This is a genomic window from Pseudomonas sp. LFS044 (genome assembly GCF_047978245.1).
GTDB lineage: Bacteria > Pseudomonadota > Gammaproteobacteria > Pseudomonadales > Pseudomonadaceae > Aquipseudomonas.
Window position 1 is genome coordinate 78,420 of record NZ_JBFPFX010000003.1, and the last position, 24,193, is coordinate 102,612.

Below are 24,193 nucleotides of genomic sequence, written 5' to 3' on the forward strand. Positions count from 1 at the left end.
GAATTATGTGAAGCGAAGCAGTCCGCTGACACCGCTGTTGCTGGGAGCCTTCGGGCTCCTGGTGCTGAACACCAACCTGGCTGCCCACGCAGCCGATGACATAGATCCCAAGCTGCGCAGTATCGGGCCGTCGCTGTTACGGGACGCCCCCGATGCCATCCCCGCCCGCCCACCCTCCGGCCAGGCCGCCAGCAATGGCGACCGCCTGGGGTTGGCTGAAGCGGTGGTGGCAGCCGCACAGTGGCACCCGAGCATCGCCGAAGCCATCGGCAACCTGTACAAGCAAGGCGAAGGCATCAACGTAGCCCGCGCCGGTTACTACCCACAGATTTCCGGCGGTATCCGCACCGGTTATGACACAGGTTACGGCGGCGACCGCAGCAGCCAGGCATTGAACCTGTCGCTGAAACAGATGCTTTACGATTTCGGCAAGGTCGACAGCGCCGTCGATGCGGCCCACGCGGCCGCCGCCCGCGCCCAGGCCAACATCCTGCTGGTGGTCGACGACCTGGCGCGTGATACCGCTTACGCCTGGATCGAAACCCGCCGCTACGAGCAGCTCATGGTGATTGCCCGTGAGCAGATCCGTGGCGTGGGCGACATCGCCGGCATGGCGCGCCAGCGCAGCGACATGGGCGCCAGCACCCGCTCTGACGTGGTGCAGGCCGAGTCCCGCGTGGAGGGTGCGCGCGCGACCCTCGAAGAATACCAAGCGCAGTACGAGCGCTGGCGGTCGATCCTCGCGGCCCTGCTCGGCCGCGTAGCGCCGCCCGCACTGGCCGAAGAAACACCGCCCGAACTGACCCAGGCGTGCAAGCGCCCGGCAAGCGGCGACGACCGCCTGCCCGCGGTGCTCATGGCGCTGGCCCTGCGCGCGCAGTCCAGGGCGGAGCTGGCGCAGGCCAAGGCCGAAGCCTACCCGACCCTGTCGCTGCAGCCGCAGGTCAACCACTACCTTGACGACGACTACAACCGCGACAACAACCGCATCGACCGCACCCAGGCGGGCATCTACCTGAACCTCGAAGTGCCCATCTACCAAGGCGGTGCCATCAGCGCCCGCAGCCGCGCAGCCGGCCATGCCCTGACCGCCGCCGACTCCGCCGAGGACGCCGCACGCCTGCAAGCCCGCCGCGGCCTGGCCGAAGCCATGGCGCAGACCTCGGGGCTGGGCCGCCGGCTGAGCTCGCTGGAAGCACGCCAGGTGAGCATCAAGGAAGCCCGTGAGCTGTACGGCCGGCAGTACCTGGACCTGGGCACGCGGCCGCTGCTCGACCTGCTCAACGCCGAGCAGGAAATCTATCAGTCACGTTTCGAGCTCGCCGGCACGCAATCCGACCTGCTGCGCCTGGATGTCGACTGCCTGTACAACACCGGTGCCCTGCGCATGGCCTTCGGCCTTGAAGGGCGCAACCTGCAAGGTGTGGAGATCGAGCCATGAACGATACCGTCAACCTGAGCCAAGCCAGCCAGCAGCAGCCCCCCGAGCAAGCCGTGGTTCATCGCCCGGACCTCGGGCCATGGCTGGAAGTCATGCTGCAGGTCGCCCACCACTATCGCCTGGATGTCTCGCCCCAGCGCATCCGCCTGGCGGCCGTGGAGGATGCCCGCCCGCTGGACGAGATCCTCCGCCACATGGCGCGCCAGGCCGGCCTGGCACTGCGCTTTGTGCGCTTCGACGCCAAGGCCCTGCGGCAATGGCGTACGCCGCTGGTACTGGAACTCGACGACGGCCAGCTGGCCGTGGTCGAGGCCGTGACCGAGGCCGATGAGCTGGCTGTGGTGTTCGCTGGCGACCAGAGCCTGACCTCACGCCTGCCCCGCGAAGCGCTCGAAGGGCGCATCAACCGCGTTGCGCTGATGCGCCCGGCGCGGCCATTGCGCGACGTGCGCACCGACGACTACACCGCGCCTTACGACCGCCACTGGTTCGCCCGCATCGTGCTGCGCGACCTGCGCCCGTACGGGCAGGTGATGGTCGCCTCGCTGGTGGCCAACGTGCTGGCGTTGGCCGGCGTACTGTTTTCCATGCAGGTGTACGACCGGGTCATCCCCGCCGAATCCCTGCCAACCCTGTACGTGCTGTTCGGCGGCGTGGTGCTGGCGCTGGTGTTCGACTTCAGCATGCGCCTGCTGCGCCTGAAGGTCACCGACCTGCTCGGCAAGCGCGCCGACTTGCGGGTGTCGGACCTGGTCTACGGCCACGCCCTGCGCCTGCGCAATTCGGCACGGCCCAAATCCACCGGCTCGTTCATTTCGCAGTTGCGCGAACTGGAGTCGATCCGCGACTTGATCACCTCCAGCACCGCTACCGCGCTGGCCGACCTGCCGTTCTTCCTGTTGTTCCTGTTCGTGTTCTGGCTGATCGGCGGCGTGCTGGTGTTCATTCCGCTGGTAGCCCTGTTGGCCATGCTTTTGCCGGGCCTGCTGGCGCAACGCCGGCTGGCGCGCCTGGCCAACGCCTCGATGCGCGAGTCGTCGCTGCGCAACGCCATGCTGGTAGAGAGCATCCAGGGCCTGGACGAGATCAAGGCGCTACAGGCCGAAGCGCGCTTCGAGCGCCAGTGGAACCAGTACAACGCCGCCTGCGCGCACACCAACCTGCACCTGCGCACCCTCACCAATGGCCTGGTGACCTGGACCCAGAACGTGCAAGGCGCAGTGTTTGCCGTGGTCATCGTCATCGGCGCGCCCATGGTGATTGCCGGCGACCTCACCACCGGCAGCCTGGTGGCAGCGTCGATGCTGTCCTCGCGCATGATGGCGCCGCTGGCCCAGCTCACCCATGTACTGACCCGCTGGCAGCAAGCCAAGGTGGCACTGCAAGGCCTGGACAAGCTGATGCAGTCGCCGGTCGACCACCCCGAAGGCGAAGCGCGGGTGCACCTGCCGGCCATCCGCGGCGAGTATCGGCTGCGCCAGGCCAACTTCCGCTACGACGCCGAGGCGCCACCGGTGCTGAACATCGGCCAGCTGGACATCCAGCCCGGCGAACGCATCGCCGTGCTGGGGCGCAATGGCGCCGGCAAGTCGACCCTGCTGCAGGCACTGGGCGGCGCGATGGACTTGGTGCAAGGCGAAGTCACCCTGGATGGTATCGCCCTTGCCCACCTCGACCCTGCCGACCTGCGCCGTGACGTGGGCCTGTTGCCGCAGTATTCGCGGCTGTTCCACGGCACCCTGCGCGAGAACCTCACCCTGGGTGCCGGCCAGGCCAGCGACCAGGAACTGGTGGCCGCGCTGGCCGCCACCGGCGCCCTGGACTTCGTGCGCCGCCTGCCCAAAGGCATGGACCACCTGATCCTCGAGGGCGGTATAGGCCTTTCCGGCGGTCAGCGCCAGGCCCTGGTGCTGTCGCGCCTGCTGGTGCGCCAGCCGCAGGTATTGCTGCTGGACGAACCCACCGCCTCGCTGGACGACATGACCGAGCGCAAGCTGCTGGATAACCTGGACCGCTTCTGCCAGGGCCGTACCCTGGTGATCGCCACCCACCGCTTGAGCGTGCTGCAGCGGGTCGAGCGGATCATCGTGCTCGATGGTGGGCGCATCGTCATCGACGACAAGCGCGACGCCGCACTGGCCAAACTGCAAGGAGCGCAGGCATGAGCAACCATGAACTCCCCGCCTCCTACCTGGATGGCCAGGACGACCAGGCCGTGCTGCGCGCGGGCCGGGTCATCACCGTGTGCGCGCTGATGCTTGCGGCCTTTCTGGGCTGGGCGGCCTGGTTCGAAGTGACCGAAGTGTCCACCGGCACCGGCAAGGTGATCCCAAGCTCCCGAGAGCAGGTGATCCAGTCGTTCGAAGGCGGCATCATCGCCGAGATGAACGTGGCCGAAGGCGACATGGTCGAGCGCGGCCAGATACTCGCCCAGCTGGACCCGACCAAGACGGCCTCCAGCGTTGGTGAGAGCGAGGCCAAGTACCGCGCGGCCAAGGCCAGCGTGGCGCGCCTGCGCGCCGAGGTCACCGGCAAACCGTTGGTGTTCCCCGACAGCCTGCGCGACTCGGCCGACCTGATCGACGCCGAAACTGCGCTGTACCAGACCCGCCGCCGCGGCCTGGAACAGACCCTGGCCGGCATCGAGGACTCGCTGCGGCTGGTGCGCAGCGAGCTGAAAATCACCGAGAACCTGGCCAAGATGGGTGCATCCAGCCGCGTCGAAGTGATCCGCCTGAATCGCCAGCGCTCGGAGCTCGAGCTCAAGGCCAACGAGGCACGCTCCGATTACCTGGTACGCGCCCGTGAAGAGCTGGCCAAGGCCAGCGCCGAAGCCGACAGCCTCTCGGAGGTGATCCGCGGGCGCAGCGACTCGCTGACCCGCCTGACCCTGCGCTCCCCCGTGCGCGGCATCGTCAAGGACATCGAGGTAAACACGCTGGGCGGCGTAGTGCAGCCGGGTGGGCAGGTGATGAAGATCGTGCCGATGGATGAACGGCTGCTGATCGAAACCCGCATCGCCCCCCGCGATATCGCCTTCATCCACCCCGACCAGGCGGCCAAGGTGAAGATCAGCGCCTATGACTATTCGGTGTACGGCGGGCTGGATGGCAAGGTGGTGGGGATTTCACCGGACACCCTGCAGGATGAAGTGAAACCGGAGATCTACTACTACCGGGTGTTCATCCGCACCGAGCAGGACAGCCTGCAGAACAAGGCAGGCAAGCACTTCGCGATCGTGCCCGGGATGATTGCCACGGTCGATATCCGCACCGGTGAGAAGACCATTCTCGATTACCTGATCAAGCCGCTGAACCGTGCCAAGGAGGCCTTGCGCGAGCGCTAGGGGCCGCTGCGCGGCCATCGCCGGCAAGCCGGCTCCCACAGAACAATCGCTACCTTACTGATCTGGCGGGGATCCTGTAGGAGCGGCTTCAGCCGCGAACACCGGCGAAGCCGGTGCCATCCACCGCGGCGCCTGCTTCGCGGCTGAAGCCGCTCCTACAAGGTATGCGGCGCAGGGCTTGAAGCCGATGCGGTTGAGGTGGGGGCCGGCTTGCCGACGATAGGGCTGCCGCCAAGTTAAAGCCCAGCCAAAACAGGCCGATAACCCGTTATCCCCTGTTTCCCACGAAGGTCACCATGGCCACGCAAAATGCCCGCGCGGATTCGCTGTCCCTGCTGCTGTTCACCCTGCGCAGCGGCAAGCTGATGGCAATCAACCTGCTCAAGGTCAGCGAGATCATCCCTTGCCCGGCGCTGACCAGGCTGCCCGAATCGCACCCGCATGTGAAAGGCGTGGCGACCCTGCGCGGCAACCCGCTGTCGGTGATCGACCTGTCCCGCGCCATCGGTGAACGCCCGCTGGCCGACCCCGAGGGTGGCTGCCTGATCGTCACCGAGATCAGCCGCTCACGCCAGGGCCTGCATGTGCAGGGCGTAAGCCGCATCGTCCATTGCCTGAGCACCGACATCAAGCCGCCGCCGTATGGCTCGGGCAGCCGCTCGTTCATCACCGGCGTGACCCGGGTCGACAACACCCTGGTGCAGGTGCTGGACATCGAAAAAGTCATCCATGCCATCGCCCCACCCGAGCCGGAGCCGGCCCCAGGCGTGCTGAGCGAAGAGGACGCCAGCCTGCTCGCCGCTGCCAATATCCTGGTGGTCGACGACAGCCAGGTGGCGTTGCAGCAATCGGTGCACACCCTGCGCAACCTCGGCATTGACTGCCACACCGCGCGCAGTGCCAAGGATGCCATCAACGTGCTGCTGGAGTTGCAGGGCACCGGGCAGGAAATCAACATCATCGTTTCCGATATCGAGATGTCGGAAATGGACGGCTACGCCTTCACCCGCACCCTGCGTGAAACGCCAGACTTCCAGCACCTTTACGTGCTGCTGCACACCTCGCTGGACAGCGCCATGAGCGCCGAGAAGGCCAGGCAGGCGGGGGCCAATGCCATCCTCACCAAGTTCTCCTCGCCCGAGTTGACCGACTGCCTGGTGGTGGCGGCGCGCACTGTGGTGTTTGCCGAGCGTTGACAGCCGTGTTGTTATATTCAGCGACAAACTCCCTGGCTTGCTGCCGGGGATGACTCGGGCATAATTCGCGCCCCTTGGAAGTTTTCCCGGAATTGCGTATGAAGTGTTTCAGCTCCCTCCTGATTGCCTGCGCCGTTTTCAGCGGTGTTGCCCAGGCCTCCAGTAACCAGGCCTGGACCGAACAACGCCAGCAGATGCTGAAAGCCTGCCTGGCTGCCAGCCAGTTCAAGGATGCCCACGCCCGCGGCAAGCCTGCGGAATTCGATGACCAGGTGGGTTTCAGCGCGCTGGTTATCGAAGGGGTCTACCCACAGAAGCACATGCAGCAACGCACCGGCAGCGAGCTATGCCTGTACGACCGCCAGCACCAGCGCGCCTTCGTCAGCGAATGGAACCCTGACGCCAAGTGAACGACAGCCTGCGTTTTGCCTGTACCGGCTGCGGCAAGTGCTGCACCGGCCACCATGTGCCGCTGACGCTGGACGAGTCCCGCCAGTGGGCAGCGGCCGGCGGCCAGGTGGTGGTGCTGATCGAAGCGTTCGTGGTAGACGGCCCGGGCATGCCGGCCGATCAGCGTGAGCATGTGCTGCGCCGCTCGTACCCGGTGCCTTGCGGCGGCAGCGACATGCGCGTTTCGGTGACCTTTGCCGCCTTCAACCCCGGGCGCTGCCGTAACCTCGACGACAATGACCTGTGCACCATCTACGAGACCCGGCCGTTGGTGTGCCGCATCTACCCGGTGGAAATCAACCCGCACATTCCATTGCAGCCAGCGAACAAGGACTGCCCACCAGAGGCTTGGGAGCAAGGGCCTGAGCTGATCGTCGGTACGCAACCGGTCGACCCGCAGTTGGCAGCGTTGGTACAGGCTTCGCGGCAGGCTGACCGGGACGATATCGCCAGCAAGGTTGCCGTGTGCCAGGTGCTGGGGATGACGACCAGTGCGTTGAAGGGGAACGGGTTTACTGCGTATCTGCCGGAGATGGGGGCGTTTGCTCGGGCGCTTGGGCAGGTGCCTGAGCCTGATGATTGCCGGTGGACGTTGCATGTGCAGGATGAAGAGCTAGCGGCGAGGCTCCAGGGGCTCGGGCTGCAAACGACGGACGAACCGCCGGTGTATTACGCATTTATCGGTTTTTGAGGGGTTGCTGGGTGCATGCCTTGAGTTTTGGGGTGTGGCGTAAATCGAGCGCCGCCCGCGCGGCGCTTCGCGGGGCGCTTGCCTTGGGATCTTCAGCGCCCTTGAGATCGAGCGCCGCCCGCGCGGCGCTTCGCGGGGCAAGCCCGCTCCCACATTTGTTGCAACGTGCCATGGCCTGATAGGCCATAGTTGTCAGCCTTGGTGGCCCGACGAGGTTTTTCGGCTGGCACTGCTGCCGCCTCACCTGTCTTCAGTCATGCGTCAAAGCGAACAACCATGGCCTGACTGGAACGGCGCGTTGCAACAAATGTGGGAGCGGGCTTGCCCCGCGAAGCGCCGCGCGGGCGGCGCTCGATCTCAAAGGCGCTGAAGATTCCAAGGCATGCGCTTCGCGAAGCGCCGCGCGGGCGGCGCTCGATCTCATGGGCGCTGAAGATCTCAAGGCAAGCGCTTCGCGAAGCGCCGCGCGGGCGCGCAAAACCTCGACTGGCACCAACCTGTCAGCCCTGTCAGCCAGCGGTCACGCTGCCGACCCGGTACGGGGGCTATAAGTTTGAGTACCGACAACCGTTCTCTATCCCCTGGCCAAGGTGCCCGCACCGATGCGACGTCCTTCCCGCTCTCTCCTTCTCGCCGGCCTGGCACTGCTGGCCCTGGTAGCACTGGCCATCTGGTACGGCCAGCGCCACCAGGCGCCAGCGCCCCGCGCGCAAGCCGCCATCCCGGTGCGCGTGGTCAGTGTCGCCGAGCAGGACGTCCCGCGCTTCGCCAGCGCCATCGGCTCGGTGCTGTCGCTGCACAGCGTCGAGGTTCGCCCGCAGGTCGAGGGAATACTGACACAGGTATTGGTCAAGGAAGGTCAGTGGGTCAAGCAAGGTGACCTGCTCGCCACCCTCGACGACCGCAGCATCCGTGCCAGCCTCGATCAGGCCCGCGCCCAGCTCGGCCAGAGCCAGGCTCAGATCCAGGTGGCCGGGGTCGACCTCAAGCGCTACCGCCTGCTCAGCACCGATGACGGCATATCCAAGCAGACCCTCGACCAGCAGCAGGCGCTGGTGAACCAATTGCAGGCCACGGTCAAAGGCAACCAGGCCGCCATCGCCAATGCCGAAGTGCAGCTTTCCTACACGCAGATCCGCTCACCGGTCACCGGGCGTGTCGGCATCCGCAATATCGACCCCGGTAACCTGGTACGTACCAGCGATACCCAAGGCCTGTTCAGCGTGACCCAGATCGACCCGATTGCGGTCGAGTTCTCCCTGCCGCAGCAGATGCTGCCCACCCTGCAAACCCTGCTCAAGGCACCCACACCGGCACTGGTGCAGGCCTACATGGACGCCGATGGCGAACGCAACCTGCTCGGTGAAGGCCACCTGGCGCTGATCGACAACCAGATTTCAGCCAACACCGGCACGGTACGGGTCAAGGCCGAGTTCGCCAACAAGGACGGTCGCCTGTGGCCAGGGCAACTGGTCACCCTGCGCTTGCGCACGGCAGTTGACGAAAACGCGCTGGTGGTGCCCCCCACGGTGGTGCAGCGCAGCATCGATGGCCACTTCGTCTACCGCGTGGACGGCGACAAGGTGACCAGCGTGCCGGTCAAGGTGCTGTACCAGGACAGCACGCTGAACATCGTCGCCGGGGTCAAGGCCGGTGATCAGTTGGTACTCGATGGCCAGTCGCGGCTCAAGCCCGGCGCCAGAATCGAGATCACCCCGGACGCGCCCGCCCCTGCCGAAATGGCCGACCGCAGGAGCCAGCCATGAACACCCGCAACGGCGTTTCGGCCTGGTGCATCGACCACCCCATTGCCACCCTGCTGCTGACCTTCGCCCTGGTGCTGCTGGGCGCCATTGCGTTCCCGCGCCTGCCGGTGGCCCCCCTGCCCGAGGCCGACTTCCCCACCATCCAGGTGACCGCGCAACTGCCTGGCGCCAGCCCCGAGACCATGGCCTCATCGGTGGCCACACCGCTTGAGGTGCAGTTCAGCGCCATCCCCGGCATGACCCAGATGACCAGCAGCAGCGCGCTGGGCTCGACCACGCTGATCCTGCAGTTCACCCTCGACAAGAACATCGACACCGCGGCCCAGGAAGTCCAGGCGGCGATCAACACCGCCACCGCCCGCCTGCCCCAGGACTTGCCCAGCCCGCCCACCTGGCGCAAGGTCAACCCGGCCGACAGCCCGGTGGTGATCCTCACCGTCAGCTCGGCGCAGATGCCCGGCAACGAACTCAGCGACTACGCCGAAACCCTGCTGGCGCGACAGCTCAGCCAGATCGACGGGGTCGGCCTGGTCAACATCACCGGGCAACTGCGCCCGGCGATACGGGTGCAGGCACAGCCCGAGAAGCTCGCAGCCATCGGCCTGACCCTGGCCGACGTGCGCCAGGCCATCCAGCAGACCAGCCTGAACCTGGCCAAAGGCGCGTTTTATGGCGAGCACAGCGTGTCGACCATCGCCGCCAACGACCAGTTGTTTCACCCCGAAGACTACGCACAGCTGATCGTCAGTTACCGCAATGGCGCGCCGGTCCACCTCAAGGACGTGGCCAAGGTGATCAACGGTGCCGAGAATGCCTACGTCAAGGCCTGGTCCGGCGACCAGCCGGGGCTCAACCTGGTGATCTTCCGCCAGCCTGGCGCCAATATCGTCGACACCGTGGACCGGGTGCTCGACGCCCTGCCGCGCCTGCAGGAGATGCTGCCAGCTTCGGTTGAAGTGTCGGTGCTGCAGGACCGCACCCAGACCATCCGCAGCTCCCTGCACGAGGTTGAACTGACCCTGATGATCGCCGTTGCGCTGGTGATTGGCGTGATGGCGCTGTTCCTGCGCCAGTGGTCGGCCACCTTCATCGTGTCCAGCGTGCTGGGCGTGTCGTTGATCGCCACCTGCGCACTGATGTACGTGATGGGCTTCAGCCTCAACAACCTGACGCTGGTGGCCATCGTCATCGCAGTCGGCTTCGTGGTGGATGACGCGATTGTGGTGGTCGAGAACATCCACCGCCACCTGGAGGCCGGCGACGACAGCCGCTCGGCAGCACTCAAGGGCGCCGGCGAAATCGGCTTCACGGTAGTGTCGATCAGCTTCTCGCTGATCGCCGCGTTCATTCCGCTGCTGTTCATGGGCGGCGTGGTCGGCCGGCTGTTCAAGGAGTTCGCCCTGACGGCCACGGCGACCATCCTGATTTCGGTGGTGGTGTCGTTGACGCTGGCCCCGACCCTTTCGGCACTGCTCATGCGCCGCCCGCCTGGCGAACACGAGGGGGGCTTTGGCCCGCGCCTGCTGCGTTGGTACGAAAAAGGCCTGGACCGCGCACTGGCCCACCGGCGCATGACCCTCGGGGTCTTCGTCATCACCCTGGCGCTGGCAGTTGCCGGCTACGTCGGCATTCCCAAAGGCTTCTTCCCGCTGCAGGACACCGGCTTCATCCTCGGCACCAGCGAAGCTGCCGCGGACGTTTCCTACCCGTCGATGATCGAGAAGCACCAGGCGTTGGCCAAGATCATCGGCAACGACCCTGCCGTGCGCGCCTATTCGCACTCAGTCGGGGTCACCGGCAGCAACCAGACCATCGCCAACGGCCGCTTCTGGATCTCGCTGAAACCACGCGGCGAACGGGATGTGTCGGCAAGCGAATGGATTGACCGCATTCGCCCGCAGCTCGCCCAGGTGCCGGGTATCGTCCTTTACATGCGCGCCGGCCAGGACATCAACCTCAGCTCCGGCCCCTCGCGCACCCAGTACCAGTACGTGCTCAAGAGCAACGACGGCGTCGCGCTCAACCTGTGGACACAGCGCCTCACCGACCGCCTGCGCGAAAACCCGGCACTACGCGACCTGTCCAACGACCTGCAACTGGGCGCCAGCGTCACCCGCATCGACATCGACCGCCAGGCTGCGGCGCGCTTCGGCCTGACCACCACCGACGTCGACCAGGCGCTGTACGACGCCTTCGGCCAGCGGCAGATCAGCGAATTCCAGACCGAGACCAACCAGTACAAGGTCATCCTCGAACTGGACGCCCAGCAACGCGGCAAGGCCGAAAGCCTGAACTTCTTCTACCTGCGCTCGCCACTGACCAACGAGATGGTGCCGCTGTCGGCCTTGGCGCATGTCGCGGCGCCCAGCACCGGGCCGCTTTCGATCAGCCATGATGGCTTGTTCCCGGCCGCCAACCTGTCGTTCAACCTGGCCCCCGGCGTAGCCCTGGGCGATGCGGTGCAGATACTCGAGCGCACCCAGCGCGAGCTGGGCATGCCCGACTCCATAGCGGGCAACTTCCAGGGCGCCGCACAAGCGTTTCAGAGCTCACTGTCGAGCCAGCCGTACCTGATCCTCGCCGCATTGGTGGCGGTGTACATCATCCTCGGCGTGCTCTACGAGAGCTTCGTCCACCCGCTGACCATCATTTCCACCCTGCCCTCCGCCGGCCTGGGCGCGATCATTCTGCTCTGGGCCAGCGGGCAGGACTTCAGCATCATGGGGCTGATCGGCGTGGTGCTGCTGATCGGCATCGTCAAGAAAAACGGCATCCTGCTGATCGACTTCGCCCTCGAAGCCCAGCGCCACCACGGCATGACGCCCGAGCAGGCGATCCGCCAGGCGTGCCTGGTGCGCTTCCGCCCGATCATCATGACCACCCTGGCGGCACTGCTGGGCGCGGTGCCGCTGATGTTCGGCTTCGGCACCGGCTCTGAGCTGCGCCAGCCGTTGGGCATCGCGGTGGTCGGCGGACTGCTGGTGAGCCAGGCCCTGACGCTGTTCACCACCCCGGTCATATACTTGGCCCTGGAGCGCCTGTTCCACCGCCGCCAGCCCGCACCGGCGGCAGCGCCAAGTACCCACTGAGACAAGACCATGCGCGTGCTGATCATCGAAGACGAAGAGAAAACCGCCGACTATCTGCATCGCGGCCTGAGCGAGCAGGGCTTTACCGTCGACCTCGCGCGCGACGGCATCGACGGCCTGCACCTGGCGCTGGAAGGCGACTACGCGGTGATCGTGCTCGATGTGATGCTGCCGGGGCTGGATGGTTATGGCGTGCTGCGCGCGCTGCGCGCCCGCAAGCAGACGCCGGTGATCATGCTCACCGCCCGCGAGCGCGTCGAAGACCGCATCCACGGCCTGCGCGAAGGCGCCGACGACTACCTGGGCAAGCCGTTCTCCTTCCTCGAACTGGTCGCCCGGCTGCAGGCCCTGACCCGCCGCAGCAGCAGCCATGAGCCGCTGCAGGTGCAGGTGGGCGACCTGTGGATCGACCTGATGGCGCGCAAGGCCAGCCGCGCCGGCCAGCGCCTGGAGCTGACCGCCAAGGAGTTCTCGCTGCTCAGCGTGCTGGCCCGGCGCCAGGGCGAAATCCTTTCGAAGACGGCCATCGCCGAGCTGGTCTGGGACATCAATTTCGACAGCGACGCCAATGTCGTCGAAGTGGCGATCAAGCGCCTGCGCGCCAAGCTCGACGGGCCGTTCGACAACAAGCTGCTGCATACCATCCGAGGCATGGGCTATGTCCTGGAAAACCGTGCCGGTTAACTCCATCGCACTGCGCCTGTCGGCGCTGTTCATCCTGGTAGCGCTGGGCGTGTTCCTGCTGATCGGCTCAGCGCTGTACCGCCAGGTCGACCGCAGCCTCGACCTGCTGCCGGCGGCCGAGCTGGATGCGCGCTACAGCGTGCTCGAATCCACCCTCAACCGCTTTGGCACGGCCGAACACTGGGCGAAGGTCAGCAACAAGCTCAACCTGCTCAGCGAAGAAGACAAGCGCATCCGCTTCTGGGTGGTCGGCAGCAACCCCGCCTTCGAATACGGCCGCCCCAGCGAACTGGTGCGCGCCTTTGCCGAAGGCCCGCCGGGCATGCGCGACCTGCACCTGCCCGACCACCTGTACCCCTACAAGGTGCTGGTCAGCGAGCTGCCGGCCCTGGGCGAACGCCCGGCGCTGCGGTTTCTGATCGCCATCGACACCGAAACCTTCTGGCAGGCCCAACACAGCCTGCTGGTAGCCATCGTCGGCCTGGCAGCGCTCGGCGTCCTGCTGGCCTCGATCCTTGGCTACTGGGTAGCCCGCATCGGCCTGCGCCCGCTGCGGGCGCTGTCCGATGAAGCTCAGGCCCTGGCCCCGCCACGCCTGAACGGCCGCTTGCAGACCGTCGACCTGGCACCGGAACTGGCGCAGTTCGCCGGCGCCTTCAATGCCGCGCTGGACCGGGTCAGCCACGCCTATTCGCGTTTGGAAGCCTTCAACGCCGACGTCGCCCACGAACTGCGCTCGCCGCTGACCAACCTGATCGGCCAGACCCAGGTCGCCCTCACCCGTGGCCGCAGCGCCGAACACTATTTCGAAGTACTGCAGTCGAACCTGGAAGAACTGGAGCGCCTGCGCAGCATCATCAACGACATGCTGTTCCTCGCCAGCGCCGACCAAGGCAGCAAGGCCACCGCCCTGACCCAGGCATCACTGGCTGAAGAAGTAGCCACCACCCTCGACTACCTCGACTACATCCTCGAAGACGCCCAGGTCAGCGTCAGCGTCAGCGGCGATGCCCAGGCCCCCATCGAGAAAGCCCAGCTGCGCCGTGCGCTGATCAACCTGCTGAACAACGCCGTGCAGCACACGGCGCCGAACCAGATGATCCGGGTGCATATCGACAATGGACCGGAGCAGGTGAGCATTGCCGTGAGCAACCCAGGGCCGGCGATCGATGACCAGCACCTGCCGCTGCTGTTCGAGCGGTTCTATCGGGTCGATGCCGCGCGCAGCAATAATGGCGGCAGTAACCATGGGTTGGGCTTGGCGATCGTCAAGGCGATTGCGTTGATGCATGGCGGGGAGGTGTTTGTACGCAGCGAAGCGGGTGCCAACACGTTCGGTATTCGCCTGCCGAACGCTCAAGCACGCAGGTTAGCGGCAAAAGCCTGAGTAATTTCCCCACAATCGTTACCTTTTGCGCAACAGTGCTTATCGCGCCGGGTGCTGTTTCCCAGGCGCTGAAGGGACTAACTTTAGCCCTGTCCTCATTAGCACTTGCCTGCGCAAGAAGGTAGTTTCAAATGTCCAACAGTATGGGTATTGCCAGCGTTTTCGTTCTGTCTTCCCTGTTGTTGTCGCCCCTGGCCATGGCCGAAGAATCCCCGGCTTTCGTTGCCCGTAATGCAGAACTTGCAGCTGTTCACCAGGAAGCCCGCGAGGCCGTCGCGCACCAGGCCGACGCAGGCAAAGACGCAGAACAGACCGCTTCGAAAGTCTCCAGCGACGTTAATGCCGACAGCTGATCGCGCGCCGCTACCGCTCCCGTTTTCCCTCGGCTATGCCATGGGCACCACCGGTGCCGATATGTTAGCCTTTTAAAGCCGCTGCCAATCAGCGGCTTTTTTTATGTGCTTTAACGATCAGCCCGGCCGTTACGTCTCTAACAAGAAAGTTGCACATTCAAAAATAAAAACTGCCACACCGTCAGACCAAAGGAGCTAGTACCGGTGCCTTCCGCGTTTCGTTTTACCCCGTTGTTCATTGCATTGACTGCAACGATGCCCTTCGCCGCCCAGGCAGATGAAGACAAGGCTGATGGCTTCATCGAAGGCTCATCCTTCAACCTGCATTTGCGCAATGCCTACTTCAACCGCAACAACCTCAACGCTGGCGTGCGCGACAAGCGCGAGTGGGGCCAGGGTGCGGTTGCGCGTTTCGAGTCCGGCTACACGCCAGGCGTGGTCGGCTTTGGGCTCGATGCCCATGCCATGCTGGGCCTGAAGCTCGACGGCGGTGGTGGCTATGCCGGCACCAGCATTCTGCCCGAGCATATTAAAGATGACGGTGAACTGGGCGCGGCCCCGCACTCGTTCTCCACTGCTGGCGCAGCGGTCAAGCTCAAGGCGTTCGACACCGAGCTCAAGGCCGGTGACCTGTTCCTCACCAACCCGGTGATCGCCGGCGGTGAAACCCGCATGCTGCCGCAGACCTTCCGCGGCGTGAGCCTGACCAATACCAGCGTCGATGGCCTGCTGCTCGAAGGCGGCCAGGTGAGTTTCACCAAGCCGTACAACCAGAGTGGCCACCGCCGTATCGACACCTATTACGGGTCGCTGGATGAACACGACAAGAGCAAGCACCTGAACTGGGCGGGCGCGTCGTGGAGCGGTACCGAGAACATCACCACCAACCTGTACGCCGCCGAGCTGAAGGACATCTGGAACCAGTATTACGCTGACTTCGACTACACCTACGTGGTCAACGACATGGTCAGCCTGAACCCGGGCGTGCACTTCTACCATACCCAGGACACCGGCCAGGCGCTGCTGGGCAAGATCGACAACAACACCTACAGCCTGCACTTCACCGTCAACGCCGGTTATCACAGCGTCACCGCCGCCTACCAGCGCGTCAACGGCGACACGCCGTTCGATTACATCAACCTGGGCGACAGCGTGTACCTGGACAACTCGCGCATGTACTCGGACTTCAACGCACCCAACGAACGTTCGTGGAAGCTGCAGTACGAGTACAACTTCGCCGGTGTCGGCGTACCGGGCTTGAGCACCACCGTGTCGTACTCGCGCGGCGAGGCGGACCTGACCAAGGCCGACCAGAACAACACCCACTACGACTACTACCGCGCCGATGGCAAGAACGCCACACACTGGGAGCGTGACCTGGACGTGAAGTACGTGTTCCAGGAAGGCGACTTCAAGGACTTGTCGGTGCTGGTGCGCTACGCCGCCCACCGTGGCAGCCAGGGCTATGCGTCGATCGACAGTAACAGCGACAACGACGAACTGCGGGTGATCGTCGATTACCCGTTGAACGTGTTCTGATCTGAGATCGCAGGCGGGGGCTTTGCCCCCGTTTCGCCGGCACGCCAGCGCCCACCGGGCCAGCGGCGGCCTGCGATCAGCGCGATTCCGTCGGACAAATCTTGTCCGACAATCACCACTTCCCTAGAATGTCGCCCGCCGCAAATGGCCCTGCCTCAGCAGTAGCGCGCATGCCCACTCGATTACCGCGTCTCGCACTCTACAGGTCGCACCCCGAGCTGATCCTCAACCTGGGCAGTTGCCTTGCCGTGCTCGCTATCGTGGCGATCGTCAGCTACCTGCTGGCACGCGAGCGCGACAGTGTCGAGCAGTCGGCCATCCGCGCTTCGAACAACATCGTCCAGCTGATCGAAAGCGATATCTTGCGCAATGCCGAACTTTACGATCAGTCCCTGCAGGGTTTGATCTGGGCGGTCGGGCGCAAGGAACTGCCGGAAATACCCGGCCCATTGCGCCAGCGCCTTTTGTTCAATGAGGCCTTCGTGGACAAGAAGCGCGGCGACGTGCTGTGGCTCGACAAGCAAGGTGACGTGGTGGGCGACTCCACCAGTAGCGTGCCGCGCAAGGCCAACTTCGCTGACACCGGGGTATTCCAGGCCCACCTGCACAACCCCAACCTCGGCCTGCTGGTCGGCCCGCCGTTCAGGGCCAGGCTTGGCGACCTGGACTGGTGCATCAGCTTCAGCCGGCGTATCTCCGGCGCCAACGGCGAATTCGCCGGGCTGGCCGCAGGCGCATTGCGGTTGTCCTACTTCAGCGAGCTGTTTCAACGCCTGGACATCGGCCAGGAGAGCAGCATCAACCTGTTCAACACCAGTGGCCAGTTGCTCGCCCGCCAACCGTCGCGCGCACAAGACCCGATGATCGGCAGCAACTACAGCGAGCGGCCGAATTTCAAGCGCATCCTCAGCGAGCACAGCGGCAGCTTCACCGCGCGTTCGAGCAACAGCAGAACCCAGCGCATATATACGTTTTCCCGCGTTGCCGACCTGCCGCTGATCGTGATGGTGGTCCACTCCGCCGATGAAGTGTTCGAGTCCTGGCGGCGCACGGCGATTCTGGTCAGCGTAGCCACAGGCGTGCTGTGCATCGGCATTCTCTGGCTGAGCCTGCTGCTGGGCCGCGAACTGCGCCGCCGCCAGGAAGCGGAACAGGGCCTCGCTACCCTGGCCGCCACCGACAGCCTGACCGGGCTGGCCAACCGCCGTCGGCTCGACCACGTACTGCGCCTGGAATGGGCGCGCGCGCAACGCAACCGCAAGCCCTTGGCGGTACTGATGGTGGATATCGATCATTTCAAGGCGTTCAACCAGCGCCATGGCCACGCTGGCGGTGACCACGCGTTGCGCGAAGTGGCCAAGGCAATCGAACACTGCATACGTCGCCCGGCGGACCTGGCAGCACGCTACGGTGGGGAGGAGTTTCAGGTGATATTGCCGGAGACTGAAGCGGCCGGCGCGCTACTGCTGGCGGAGCGTATTCGTGCCAGTGTGGAGGACCTGGCGCCATTTGCCGATGATGCCCGGTCGGTCACCGTGAGTATCGGCATTGGCGTCTACATCCCTGGCACCCAACACGACCTGGCGACGGTGCTGGGTGCCGCGGACGAAGCCCTCTACCGGGCCAAGGCCAATGGCCGCAACCGGGTAGAGGGCTCTGCTGACTAGGAGCGGGCGCGTGCGGCGTTGCGCAGTGCCTTCACCTGGTCATGGTTGCGTTGTACGCCTTGCAGCTGTTTCTCTACCACTGCATAGCTCGGGTCAGACACCGAGCGGCCCAGCTTGACCAGTTTCTCACGGGCTTCCTTGTAGGCTTTGAGGGCATGGTCCTCACCGCGCTCGACTTCGTTGAGCACCGCTTCTTCGTCCTTGCCGGTAACCATCGACTTGAGGTTGACCCAGCCACGGTGCAGGTCACCGCTGATGCTGGTGGAGGTTTCCGGGTCGCCGCCCAGGCGACGCACTTCACTCTGCAGTTCGCCTGCAGCATTGGCGCATTCGCCGGCACGCTGCACGAAGAACGCTTTCAGCTCAGGGTTTTTCACGTCATCGGCCGAGGCCTTGAAACCCTTCTCGCCGTCCTTGCTGTACTCGATCAGGTCGTTGAGTACGTCGATCACGTCTTTGTTGGGGTTGCTCATGGCGAAACTCCTTGGCAGGTGATAGTCATGTAAACAGGAGCAGCCTTCGTGCCAAATTCTGAAATTAAAAATAATGCTTATAAAACAACTGCTTACGAGTAATAGCGCAAGGTCGGAAAACGGTGTTCTGCATGATTGCCGCTTGGGCGCTCGTGCAGATTGCAGTATGGTCGGCGCACTTCCATTGCCAGGCGCTGCCGATGAAACCGGAAACACTCGAACTCTTGGTCATCCGCACCATGCCCTTTGGCAAGTATCAGGGACGGATCATTGCCGACCTGCCGGGTGACTACCTGGCGTGGTTCGCCCGCAAGGGATTCCCGGCGGGTGAGCTGGGTGGGTTGTTGGCCTTGATGCACGAAGTGGATCACAACGGGCTGGGAGATTTGCTGGTGCCGTTACGGCGCAAGCATGGGCGATAGCGGGCACCTGTTTCGGCTCTATCGCCGGCAAGCCGGCCCCCACAGGTACGCCACGTGCCTGGAGAACAGTGGGGGACTGTGTGGGAGCCGGCTTGCCGGCGATGAGGCCGGTGATACCTCCAGATTGCTTCAGCCCTTGACCGGCGCCACCGCCAGCTCGACCTGCTCACTCTTCTTGATAACCGCATACACCACAGCCGTCACCAGGCTGCCCGCGACGATCGCCAGCAGGTACAGCAACGCATGGTTGATGGCGTTGGGTATCAACAGCACGAACAGCCCGCCATGCGGCGCCATCAGCTTGCAGCCGAAATACATCGACAGCGCGCCGGTCAACGCGCCACCGGCGATACTCGCCGGGATCACCCGCAGCGGGTCTTTTGCGGCGAACGGGATTGCCCCTTCCGAGATAAAGCACAGCCCCAGCGCCAATGCCGCCTTGCCTGCCTCGCGCTCGCTCTGGGCGAACTTGCGGCGGGCCAGGAAGGTGGCGATACCCAGGCCGATTGGCGGCACCATACCCGCAGCCATGGTCGCCGCCATCGGCGCGTAGCTCGATGATGCCAGCAGCCCGACCGAAAACGCATAGGCCGCCTTGTTGATCGGCCCGCCCAGGTCAACGCACATCATGCCGCCCAACAGCAGCCCGAGAAGGATGGCGTTGGTCGTACCCATGCTGTCGAGAAACTGGGTGAGGCCTACGAGCATGGCCGCCACCGGCTGGCCAACCACGTAGATCATCACAAGGCCCGTGAACAGGCTGGCCAGCAGCGGAATGATCAGGATCGGCTTGAGTGCTTCGAGGCTGCTCGGCAAGCGCGCCCAGCGGGCGATCGTCTTGGCGCTGTAGCCTGCCAGAAAACCCGCGACGATACCGCCGATGAAGCCAGCACCCAGGGTGCTGGCCAGCAGGCCGCCGATCATGCCCGGGGCCAGGCCCGGGCGGTCGGCGATGGACCACGCGATGTAACCGGCCAGCAGCGGCACCATCAGCTTGAATGCCGCCTCCCCGCCGATCTGCATCAGCGCGGCCGGCAAGGTGCCCGGCTCCTTGTAGGCTTCGATACCGAATACGAACGACAAGGCGATCAGCAAGCCGCCCGCCACCACCATCGGCAACATGAACGAAACGCCGGTCAGCAGATGTTTGTAGACACCGGCCTTCTCGGGCTTGCCAGCGCTGCCTGCGGCCGCAGTATCAGCTGCACTTTCCACCTTGGCCTCGGCCAGGGCCTTGTCCAGCGTGGCACGCGCCTGCTTGAGGGCGATGCCGGTGCCGCAGCGATAAATGCGCTTGCCGGCAAAACGGGCAGTGGGCACTTCGATATCGGCCGCCAGCAGCACCACGTCGGCTTCGGCGATGGCCTGGGCCGACAGCGGGTTGCGGGCGCCCACAGAGCCTTGGGTCTCGACAGTGAGCTGGTAGCCCAGCTGTTGCGCAGCCTGCTGCAAGGCCTCGGCGGCCATGAACGTGTGTGCGACGCCGGTCGGGCATGCGGTGACCGCGACGACCTTGACCCCAGCCGTGGCCAGCGGCGGCTCGGCAAGATCGGTATCTGCCTGTACCTGGGCCTTGGCAGCTGCCTCGTCGAGGAAGCCTTCACGGTCGGCCAGCGCTTGCGACGGAGTGCTCTGGTACAGGCGCTTGCCGGCAAAACGGGCCAGATCCACCGGGCCGGTGCTGATCACCAGCACCCAGTCGGCATCGGCGATCTGCGCGGGCGTCAGCTGCCGTTCGGGATGCTCGGCATCCTGCACTTCCACGCTCGTGCTCCAGCCACGGCGCTGGGCCGCAGCCGCCAGCAGGCGGGCACTCAGCACGCTGGACACCTGGCCGTTGGGGCAGGCGGTGACAATGGCAATGTTCATCGGCAACCCTCTTGTTGTTCTGTCAGTTGCACGGCGGCTTCCAGCCGCGCCAATTGTTCGCGGTCGCGGATACCGAAGCCGACCTGGGTCACGGCCTGGGCCGCGATGGCGGTGGCGCGGCGCAGGGTCTGTGCAGGCGCTTCGGCCAGCAGCAGGCCGTGGACCATACCCGCCACCAGCGAGTCGCCCGCCCCCACGGTACTGGCGACCCGCACCTGCGGCGGCTGGGCGTGCAGCGCCTGGGCAGCGGCGAACCAGCTGACGCCCTGCTCGCCGGCCGACACCACCACGTGCTCGACACCGGTGGCCAGCAGTTGCTGTGCGGCTGCCAGTTGCTCGGCTGGGCTGTCGACAGCGACGCCCAGCACCTCGCCCAACTCCTCGGTATTCGGCTTGACCAGCCAAGGGGCACTCTGCAGGCCGGCACGCAGGGCCTCGCCACTGCTGTCGAGGGCAACCTTGAGGCCCTGGGCCTTCAACTGCCCGAGCAACTGACGCAACCACTCGGGGCTCACCCCGCGCGGCAGGCTGCCGGCCACCACCACCGCGTCATGCCCGGGGGCTACCTGCGCCAGCAGGCGTTCCAGGGCGGCGCGGCCAGCTTCATCAACGTCTGGGCCTTGCCCGTTGATATCGGTCACGCGGCCATCCGCCTCGACCAGTTTGAGATTGCTGCGGGTTTCGCCCGGCACCCGGACGAAACAGTCGGCAAAGCCGCGCCATGCGATGAGCGCTTCGAACGGCTGCAGGTTGTCCTGGCCAAGGAAGCCGGCGACGGTCACCTCATGCCCTAGGTCGGCCAGCACCTGGGCGACATTCAAGCCCTTGCCTGCGGCATGGCTGTGCTGCTCCTGGGCACGGTTGACGTGCCCAGGGCGCAGGGCGTCGAGGCTGACGGTGATGTCCAGCGCCGGGTTCAGGGTCAGGGTAAGGATCTTGGCCATTCAGTAACGCTCCACCAGCGCGCGAACCGCCGCGGCACTGTCCTGTTGCAGGGCCTCGCGCGCCAGGGCGCGGGCCGTCTGATATTCGGCCTGGCGCACCAGGGCTTTGACTTCGGCAATGCTGCGGGCAGCCACGCTGAGTTCATCGACATCCAGGCCCAGCAGCACCGCCACCGCCTGCGGGTCGGCGGCCAGTTCACCGCACACGCCCACCCACTTGCCCTCAGCATGGGCGGCGCGCACGGTCATGTCGATCAGGTTCAGCACCGCCGGGTGCAGGCCGTCGGCCTGGGCCGACAGGCTCGGGTGGCCACGGTCGATGGCCAGGGTGTACTGGGTCAGGTCGTTGGTGCCGATGCTGAAGAAGTCCACTTCGCGGGCCAGCTGCGGCGCCAGCAAGGCGGCGGACGGCACTTCGACCATGATGCCGAGTTGCAGGTCGGCGACCGGGATTTCCTCGCGCAGGCGCTCGACCATTGCCCGCGCCTCCCGCCATTCATGCACTTGGCCGACCATGGGGAACATGATCCGCAAAGGCCGTTGATCGGCGGCGCGCAGCAGGGCGCGCAACTGGTCTTCCATGATCTGCGGGCGTTGCAGGGTCAGGCGCACGCCACGCACACCGAGGAAGGGGTTTTCCTCAGCGGCGATCGGCCAGTAAGGCAACGGCTTGTCGCCACCCACATCGAGGGTGCGCACCACCAACGGCCGGCCGCCCAGGCCATCGAGCACCCGCCGGTACTCGGCTTCCTGGGTGGCAACGTCGGGCGCCTGGGGGTGGGCCATGAAGATCAGCTCGGTGCGCAGCAGGCCGACGCCTTCGGCGCCCTGCTCCACCACCTTGTCGATGCCGCTGCTCTCGCCGATGTTGGCAAATACCTCGATGGCATGGCCATCGCGGCTGACCGCCGGTTCGTGGCGTTGGGCCCAGGCGGCCTGCAGGCGCTGTTCGCGCTGGTCGCGCTCGGCCAGGGCACGTTGCAACTCGTCCGCCGCTGGCGCAACGCTGACCACACCCCGCTGGCCGTCGAGCAGTAGTGGCGTGCCCGGCGCCAGCAGCAAGATGCCGGCGCCAGCGCCGACCACCGCGGGAATGCCCAGGGCCCGCGCGACGATCGCGCTGTGCGCCGTGGCGCCGCCATAAGCGGTGACGATACCGGCGACCCGCGCCGGATCAAGCCGGGCGACATCGGAAGGCCCGACCTCGCCCATCACCAGCACGTAAGGTTGCTCGGGCTCGGCCTGGGCCTGCACACCGCACAGCTGCGCCAGCACCCGGCGGCCGATATCGCGCAGGTCGGCAGCACGCTCGGCAAGCAGCGCATCGTGCAGCGCTTCCTGCTGGCGCGCTGCCGCCTCGATGACGGCCATCCACGCGGCCGCAGCGCTCTCGCCCTGGGCCAGGCGCAGCTCGACGTCGTCGGCCAGCGCCGGGTCGGCGAGCATTTCCTGATGGGTGACGAAAATCTCGCCGATGGCCTTGTCGCTGCGCTGCACCAAGGCCTGCAGCTCGGCGTTCACCGCCTCCAGCGCATGGCGCAGCTTGAGCCGCTCCTGGGTCGGCGATTCGCCCCGCAGCGGGTAGTCGATGTCACGCTCGACGCTGACATGCGCCGGCCCACTGGCAATGCCCGGGGCGGCAGCCACGGCCTGGATACGGCTGCCGGCGGCAGGCGCTTGAAGCACCTCGACAGGCGTGGCGGCAACCGGCGCAGCGGTTTTCGGCAAGGGTTCGATTTCCTCACCCAGGCCTTGTTCGATGGCTGCCAGCAAGGCCGGCAGGGCATCGCTGGCAATAGCAGGCTCGGCGAGCAGTTCCAGTTCCTGGCCACGGCGTGCACCCAGGCTCAGCAGCTTGCTGAGGCTCTTGACCGAGACTGCCGGCTGCGCGCTGTCCAGCACGCGTATGCGGATCTCGCCCGCAAAACCTTTGGCGAGCTGCGCAAGAATCTTCGCCGGGCGGGCATGCAGGCCATGCGGGTTGGCCAGCACGATGCGCACGCTGGGCCAGTCGGGAGCGGCCTCACCACCCAGCACTTCAAGGACGGCACGGCTGCTGGTGGCCTGGTAGAGCGTCTGCCCGCGCCCTTCGATCAGCACTTCGCACAGGCGCTCCAACAGCGCCTGGTGGGCGGCACCGAGGCTGGCCAGGCAGAACAGGCCGTTGAGGGGCTGGTCGCGATAACGCAGCGGCTGCTGCGGGGTGATGAAAGCCAGGCCAGGCTGACGAACCTGGCGCTCACTGTGCAGCCACCACAAGCCTTCGCCCAAGGGCAGTGGCTCGGCCTGTTGCAGCACGGCAGCAAAACCACTGTCGACGCAACCGGCCCGCTGCAACAGCCGGGCACCGCGCCAGGCGAGCTCGTCGAAATCTTCGGCGGGCAGGTTCAGGCCTACCAGCTGGGCATCGAGCGCCAGCGCCTGGGGCGCGCCTTGAAGCAGTTTCAGCAGCGCTTCGGCGGAGCTAGCGCGGCGCAGGGCCTCGGCCAGGTCGGTCTCACCGAGGGCGCGGGTCAGCAACTGCAGCAGGCGCAAGTGTTCGTCGGAGCGTGCGGCAATACCGATGGCCAGGTAGACGATCTGGCCGTCGCCCCAGTCCACACCGTCGGGGAACTGCAACAAGCGCACGCCCGTGGCATAAACCAGGTCGCGGGTCTGCGGGGTGCCGTGGGGGATGGCGATGCCCTGGCCAAGGAACGTCGAGCCTTGCGCCTCGCGCGCCTGCAAACCTTGCAGATACCCCTCGGCAACCAGGCCGTCGGCAACCAGTCGGTCGGCCAGCAGGCGCAATGCCTCGGCCTTGTCGGCGGCCGTCTGGCCCATGGCTATCTGCTCATTGGCGAGCTCGAGCATGACCTTCTCCTTTTGCAGCCCCG

The 24,193-nt window shown here is 65.5% G+C and carries 18 protein-coding genes; 14 read left to right on the forward strand and 4 right to left on the reverse strand.

Annotated elements, in window-relative coordinates; genetic code table 11:
* Positions 1–7 precede the first annotated feature (7 nt).
* The 13 genes from ACNQPL_RS03165 (at position 8) to ACNQPL_RS03225 (ending at position 17,609) form a co-directional block, all read left to right on the forward strand.
* Entirely contained in the window at positions 8–1,441 is a 1,434-nt protein-coding gene (locus ACNQPL_RS03165; protein ID WP_416465847.1) for a TolC family outer membrane protein, read from the forward strand.
* Complete coding sequence (locus tag ACNQPL_RS03170; protein WP_416465849.1) at positions 1,438–3,606, forward strand: type I secretion system permease/ATPase; 2,169 nt, start codon at positions 1,438–1,440, stop codon at positions 3,604–3,606. Before ACNQPL_RS03165 ends, ACNQPL_RS03170 begins: the two co-directional genes overlap by 4 nt.
* Positions 3,603–4,787: an HlyD family type I secretion periplasmic adaptor subunit gene (locus tag ACNQPL_RS03175; protein ID WP_346612059.1), complete on the forward strand. Its 1,185-nt coding sequence runs from the start codon at positions 3,603–3,605 to the stop codon at positions 4,785–4,787. Before ACNQPL_RS03170 ends, ACNQPL_RS03175 begins: the two co-directional genes overlap by 4 nt.
* Positions 4,788–5,083: 296 nt before the next feature.
* Positions 5,084–5,983 (forward strand): chemotaxis protein, encoded by a 900-nt coding sequence (locus ACNQPL_RS03180; RefSeq protein WP_346614964.1) that lies wholly within the window; start codon positions 5,084–5,086, stop codon positions 5,981–5,983.
* Between the two features lie 98 nt (positions 5,984–6,081).
* Positions 6,082–6,393: a hypothetical protein gene (locus ACNQPL_RS03185; RefSeq protein WP_416465851.1), complete on the forward strand. Its 312-nt coding sequence runs from the start codon at positions 6,082–6,084 to the stop codon at positions 6,391–6,393.
* Entirely contained in the window at positions 6,390–7,124 is a 735-nt protein-coding gene (locus tag ACNQPL_RS03190) for a YkgJ family cysteine cluster protein (protein WP_416465853.1), read from the forward strand. The genes ACNQPL_RS03185 and ACNQPL_RS03190 overlap by 4 nt, the downstream gene beginning before the upstream one ends.
* A 602-nt stretch (positions 7,125–7,726) precedes the next feature.
* Positions 7,727–8,890 (forward strand): efflux RND transporter periplasmic adaptor subunit, encoded by a 1,164-nt coding sequence (locus ACNQPL_RS03195; RefSeq protein ID WP_416465855.1) that lies wholly within the window; start codon positions 7,727–7,729, stop codon positions 8,888–8,890.
* Entirely contained in the window at positions 8,887–11,979 is a 3,093-nt protein-coding gene (locus ACNQPL_RS03200) for a multidrug efflux RND transporter permease subunit (RefSeq protein ID WP_416465857.1), read from the forward strand. Before ACNQPL_RS03195 ends, ACNQPL_RS03200 begins: the two co-directional genes overlap by 4 nt.
* A 9-nt stretch (positions 11,980–11,988) precedes the next feature.
* Positions 11,989–12,663: a heavy metal response regulator transcription factor gene (locus ACNQPL_RS03205; RefSeq protein ID WP_346614959.1), complete on the forward strand. Its 675-nt coding sequence runs from the start codon at positions 11,989–11,991 to the stop codon at positions 12,661–12,663.
* Complete coding sequence (locus tag ACNQPL_RS03210; RefSeq protein ID WP_416465859.1) at positions 12,638–14,050, forward strand: heavy metal sensor histidine kinase; 1,413 nt, start codon at positions 12,638–12,640, stop codon at positions 14,048–14,050. Before ACNQPL_RS03205 ends, ACNQPL_RS03210 begins: the two co-directional genes overlap by 26 nt.
* A 131-nt stretch (positions 14,051–14,181) precedes the next feature.
* A complete protein-coding gene (locus ACNQPL_RS03215) occupies positions 14,182–14,403 on the forward strand; it encodes a hypothetical protein (protein WP_346614957.1) in 222 nt (73 codons plus the stop codon).
* A gap of 204 nt (positions 14,404–14,607) precedes the next feature.
* The gene (locus ACNQPL_RS03220; RefSeq protein ID WP_416465861.1) at positions 14,608–15,942 is read left to right on the forward strand and encodes an OprD family porin; all 1,335 of its coding nucleotides are present in this window, start codon (positions 14,608–14,610) and stop codon (positions 15,940–15,942) included.
* A gap of 170 nt (positions 15,943–16,112) precedes the next feature.
* Positions 16,113–17,609: a diguanylate cyclase gene (locus ACNQPL_RS03225; RefSeq protein WP_416465863.1), complete on the forward strand. Its 1,497-nt coding sequence runs from the start codon at positions 16,113–16,115 to the stop codon at positions 17,607–17,609.
* Here ACNQPL_RS03225 and ACNQPL_RS03230 read toward each other — a convergent pair.
* Positions 17,606–18,082 (reverse strand): ferritin-like domain-containing protein, encoded by a 477-nt coding sequence (locus ACNQPL_RS03230; protein ID WP_346614954.1) that lies wholly within the window; start codon positions 18,080–18,082, stop codon positions 17,606–17,608. The genes ACNQPL_RS03225 and ACNQPL_RS03230 overlap by 4 nt on opposite strands.
* 200 nt (positions 18,083–18,282) lie before the next feature.
* Here ACNQPL_RS03230 and ACNQPL_RS03235 point away from each other — a divergent pair, with 200 nt between their 5' ends.
* Positions 18,283–18,504, forward strand: a complete 222-nt coding sequence (locus tag ACNQPL_RS03235; RefSeq protein WP_346614968.1) for a DUF3820 family protein — start codon at positions 18,283–18,285, stop codon at positions 18,502–18,504.
* A gap of 129 nt (positions 18,505–18,633) precedes the next feature.
* Here the strand turns inward: ACNQPL_RS03235 and ACNQPL_RS03240 are convergent, their stop codons facing one another.
* The 3 genes from ACNQPL_RS03240 to ptsP are packed head-to-tail and all read right to left on the reverse strand — an operon-like array spanning position 18,634 to position 24,170.
* A complete protein-coding gene (locus tag ACNQPL_RS03240; protein WP_416465865.1) occupies positions 18,634–20,373 on the reverse strand; it encodes a PTS fructose-like transporter subunit IIB in 1,740 nt (579 codons plus the stop codon).
* Positions 20,370–21,317: a 1-phosphofructokinase gene (pfkB, locus tag ACNQPL_RS03245; RefSeq protein WP_346614952.1), complete on the reverse strand. Its 948-nt coding sequence runs from the start codon at positions 21,315–21,317 to the stop codon at positions 20,370–20,372. The genes ACNQPL_RS03240 and pfkB overlap by 4 nt, the downstream gene beginning before the upstream one ends.
* Positions 21,318–24,170, reverse strand: a complete 2,853-nt coding sequence (gene ptsP / locus ACNQPL_RS03250) for a phosphoenolpyruvate--protein phosphotransferase (RefSeq protein WP_416465867.1) — start codon at positions 24,168–24,170, stop codon at positions 21,318–21,320.
* Positions 24,171–24,193: the final 23 nt, after the last annotated feature.

Excerpts from the sequence above, each read along its gene's own strand:
- ptsP (WP_416465867.1), bottom strand. The coding sequence starts at position 24,170 with ATGCTCGAGCTCGCCAATGAGCAGATAGCCATGGGCCAGACGGCCGCC.
- ACNQPL_RS03240 (WP_416465865.1), bottom strand. The coding sequence starts at position 20,373 with ATGAACATTGCCATTGTCACCGCCTGCCCCAACGGCCAGGTGTCCAGC.
- pfkB (WP_346614952.1), bottom strand. The coding sequence starts at position 21,317 with ATGGCCAAGATCCTTACCCTGACCCTGAACCCGGCGCTGGACATCACC.
- ACNQPL_RS03210 (WP_416465859.1), top strand. The coding sequence starts at position 12,638 with ATGTCCTGGAAAACCGTGCCGGTTAACTCCATCGCACTGCGCCTGTCG.
- ACNQPL_RS03235 (WP_346614968.1), top strand. The coding sequence starts at position 18,283 with ATGAAACCGGAAACACTCGAACTCTTGGTCATCCGCACCATGCCCTTT.
- ACNQPL_RS03215 (WP_346614957.1), top strand. The coding sequence starts at position 14,182 with ATGTCCAACAGTATGGGTATTGCCAGCGTTTTCGTTCTGTCTTCCCTG.
- ACNQPL_RS03230 (WP_346614954.1), bottom strand. The coding sequence starts at position 18,082 with ATGAGCAACCCCAACAAAGACGTGATCGACGTACTCAACGACCTGATC.
- ACNQPL_RS03205 (WP_346614959.1), top strand. The coding sequence starts at position 11,989 with ATGCGCGTGCTGATCATCGAAGACGAAGAGAAAACCGCCGACTATCTG.
- ACNQPL_RS03200 (WP_416465857.1), top strand. The coding sequence starts at position 8,887 with ATGAACACCCGCAACGGCGTTTCGGCCTGGTGCATCGACCACCCCATT.
- ACNQPL_RS03170 (WP_416465849.1), top strand. The coding sequence starts at position 1,438 with ATGAACGATACCGTCAACCTGAGCCAAGCCAGCCAGCAGCAGCCCCCC.
- ACNQPL_RS03185 (WP_416465851.1), top strand. The coding sequence starts at position 6,082 with ATGAAGTGTTTCAGCTCCCTCCTGATTGCCTGCGCCGTTTTCAGCGGT.
- ACNQPL_RS03175 (WP_346612059.1), top strand. The coding sequence starts at position 3,603 with ATGAGCAACCATGAACTCCCCGCCTCCTACCTGGATGGCCAGGACGAC.
- ACNQPL_RS03195 (WP_416465855.1), top strand. The coding sequence starts at position 7,727 with ATGCGACGTCCTTCCCGCTCTCTCCTTCTCGCCGGCCTGGCACTGCTG.
- ACNQPL_RS03180 (WP_346614964.1), top strand. The coding sequence starts at position 5,084 with ATGGCCACGCAAAATGCCCGCGCGGATTCGCTGTCCCTGCTGCTGTTC.
- ACNQPL_RS03225 (WP_416465863.1), top strand. The coding sequence starts at position 16,113 with ATGCCCACTCGATTACCGCGTCTCGCACTCTACAGGTCGCACCCCGAG.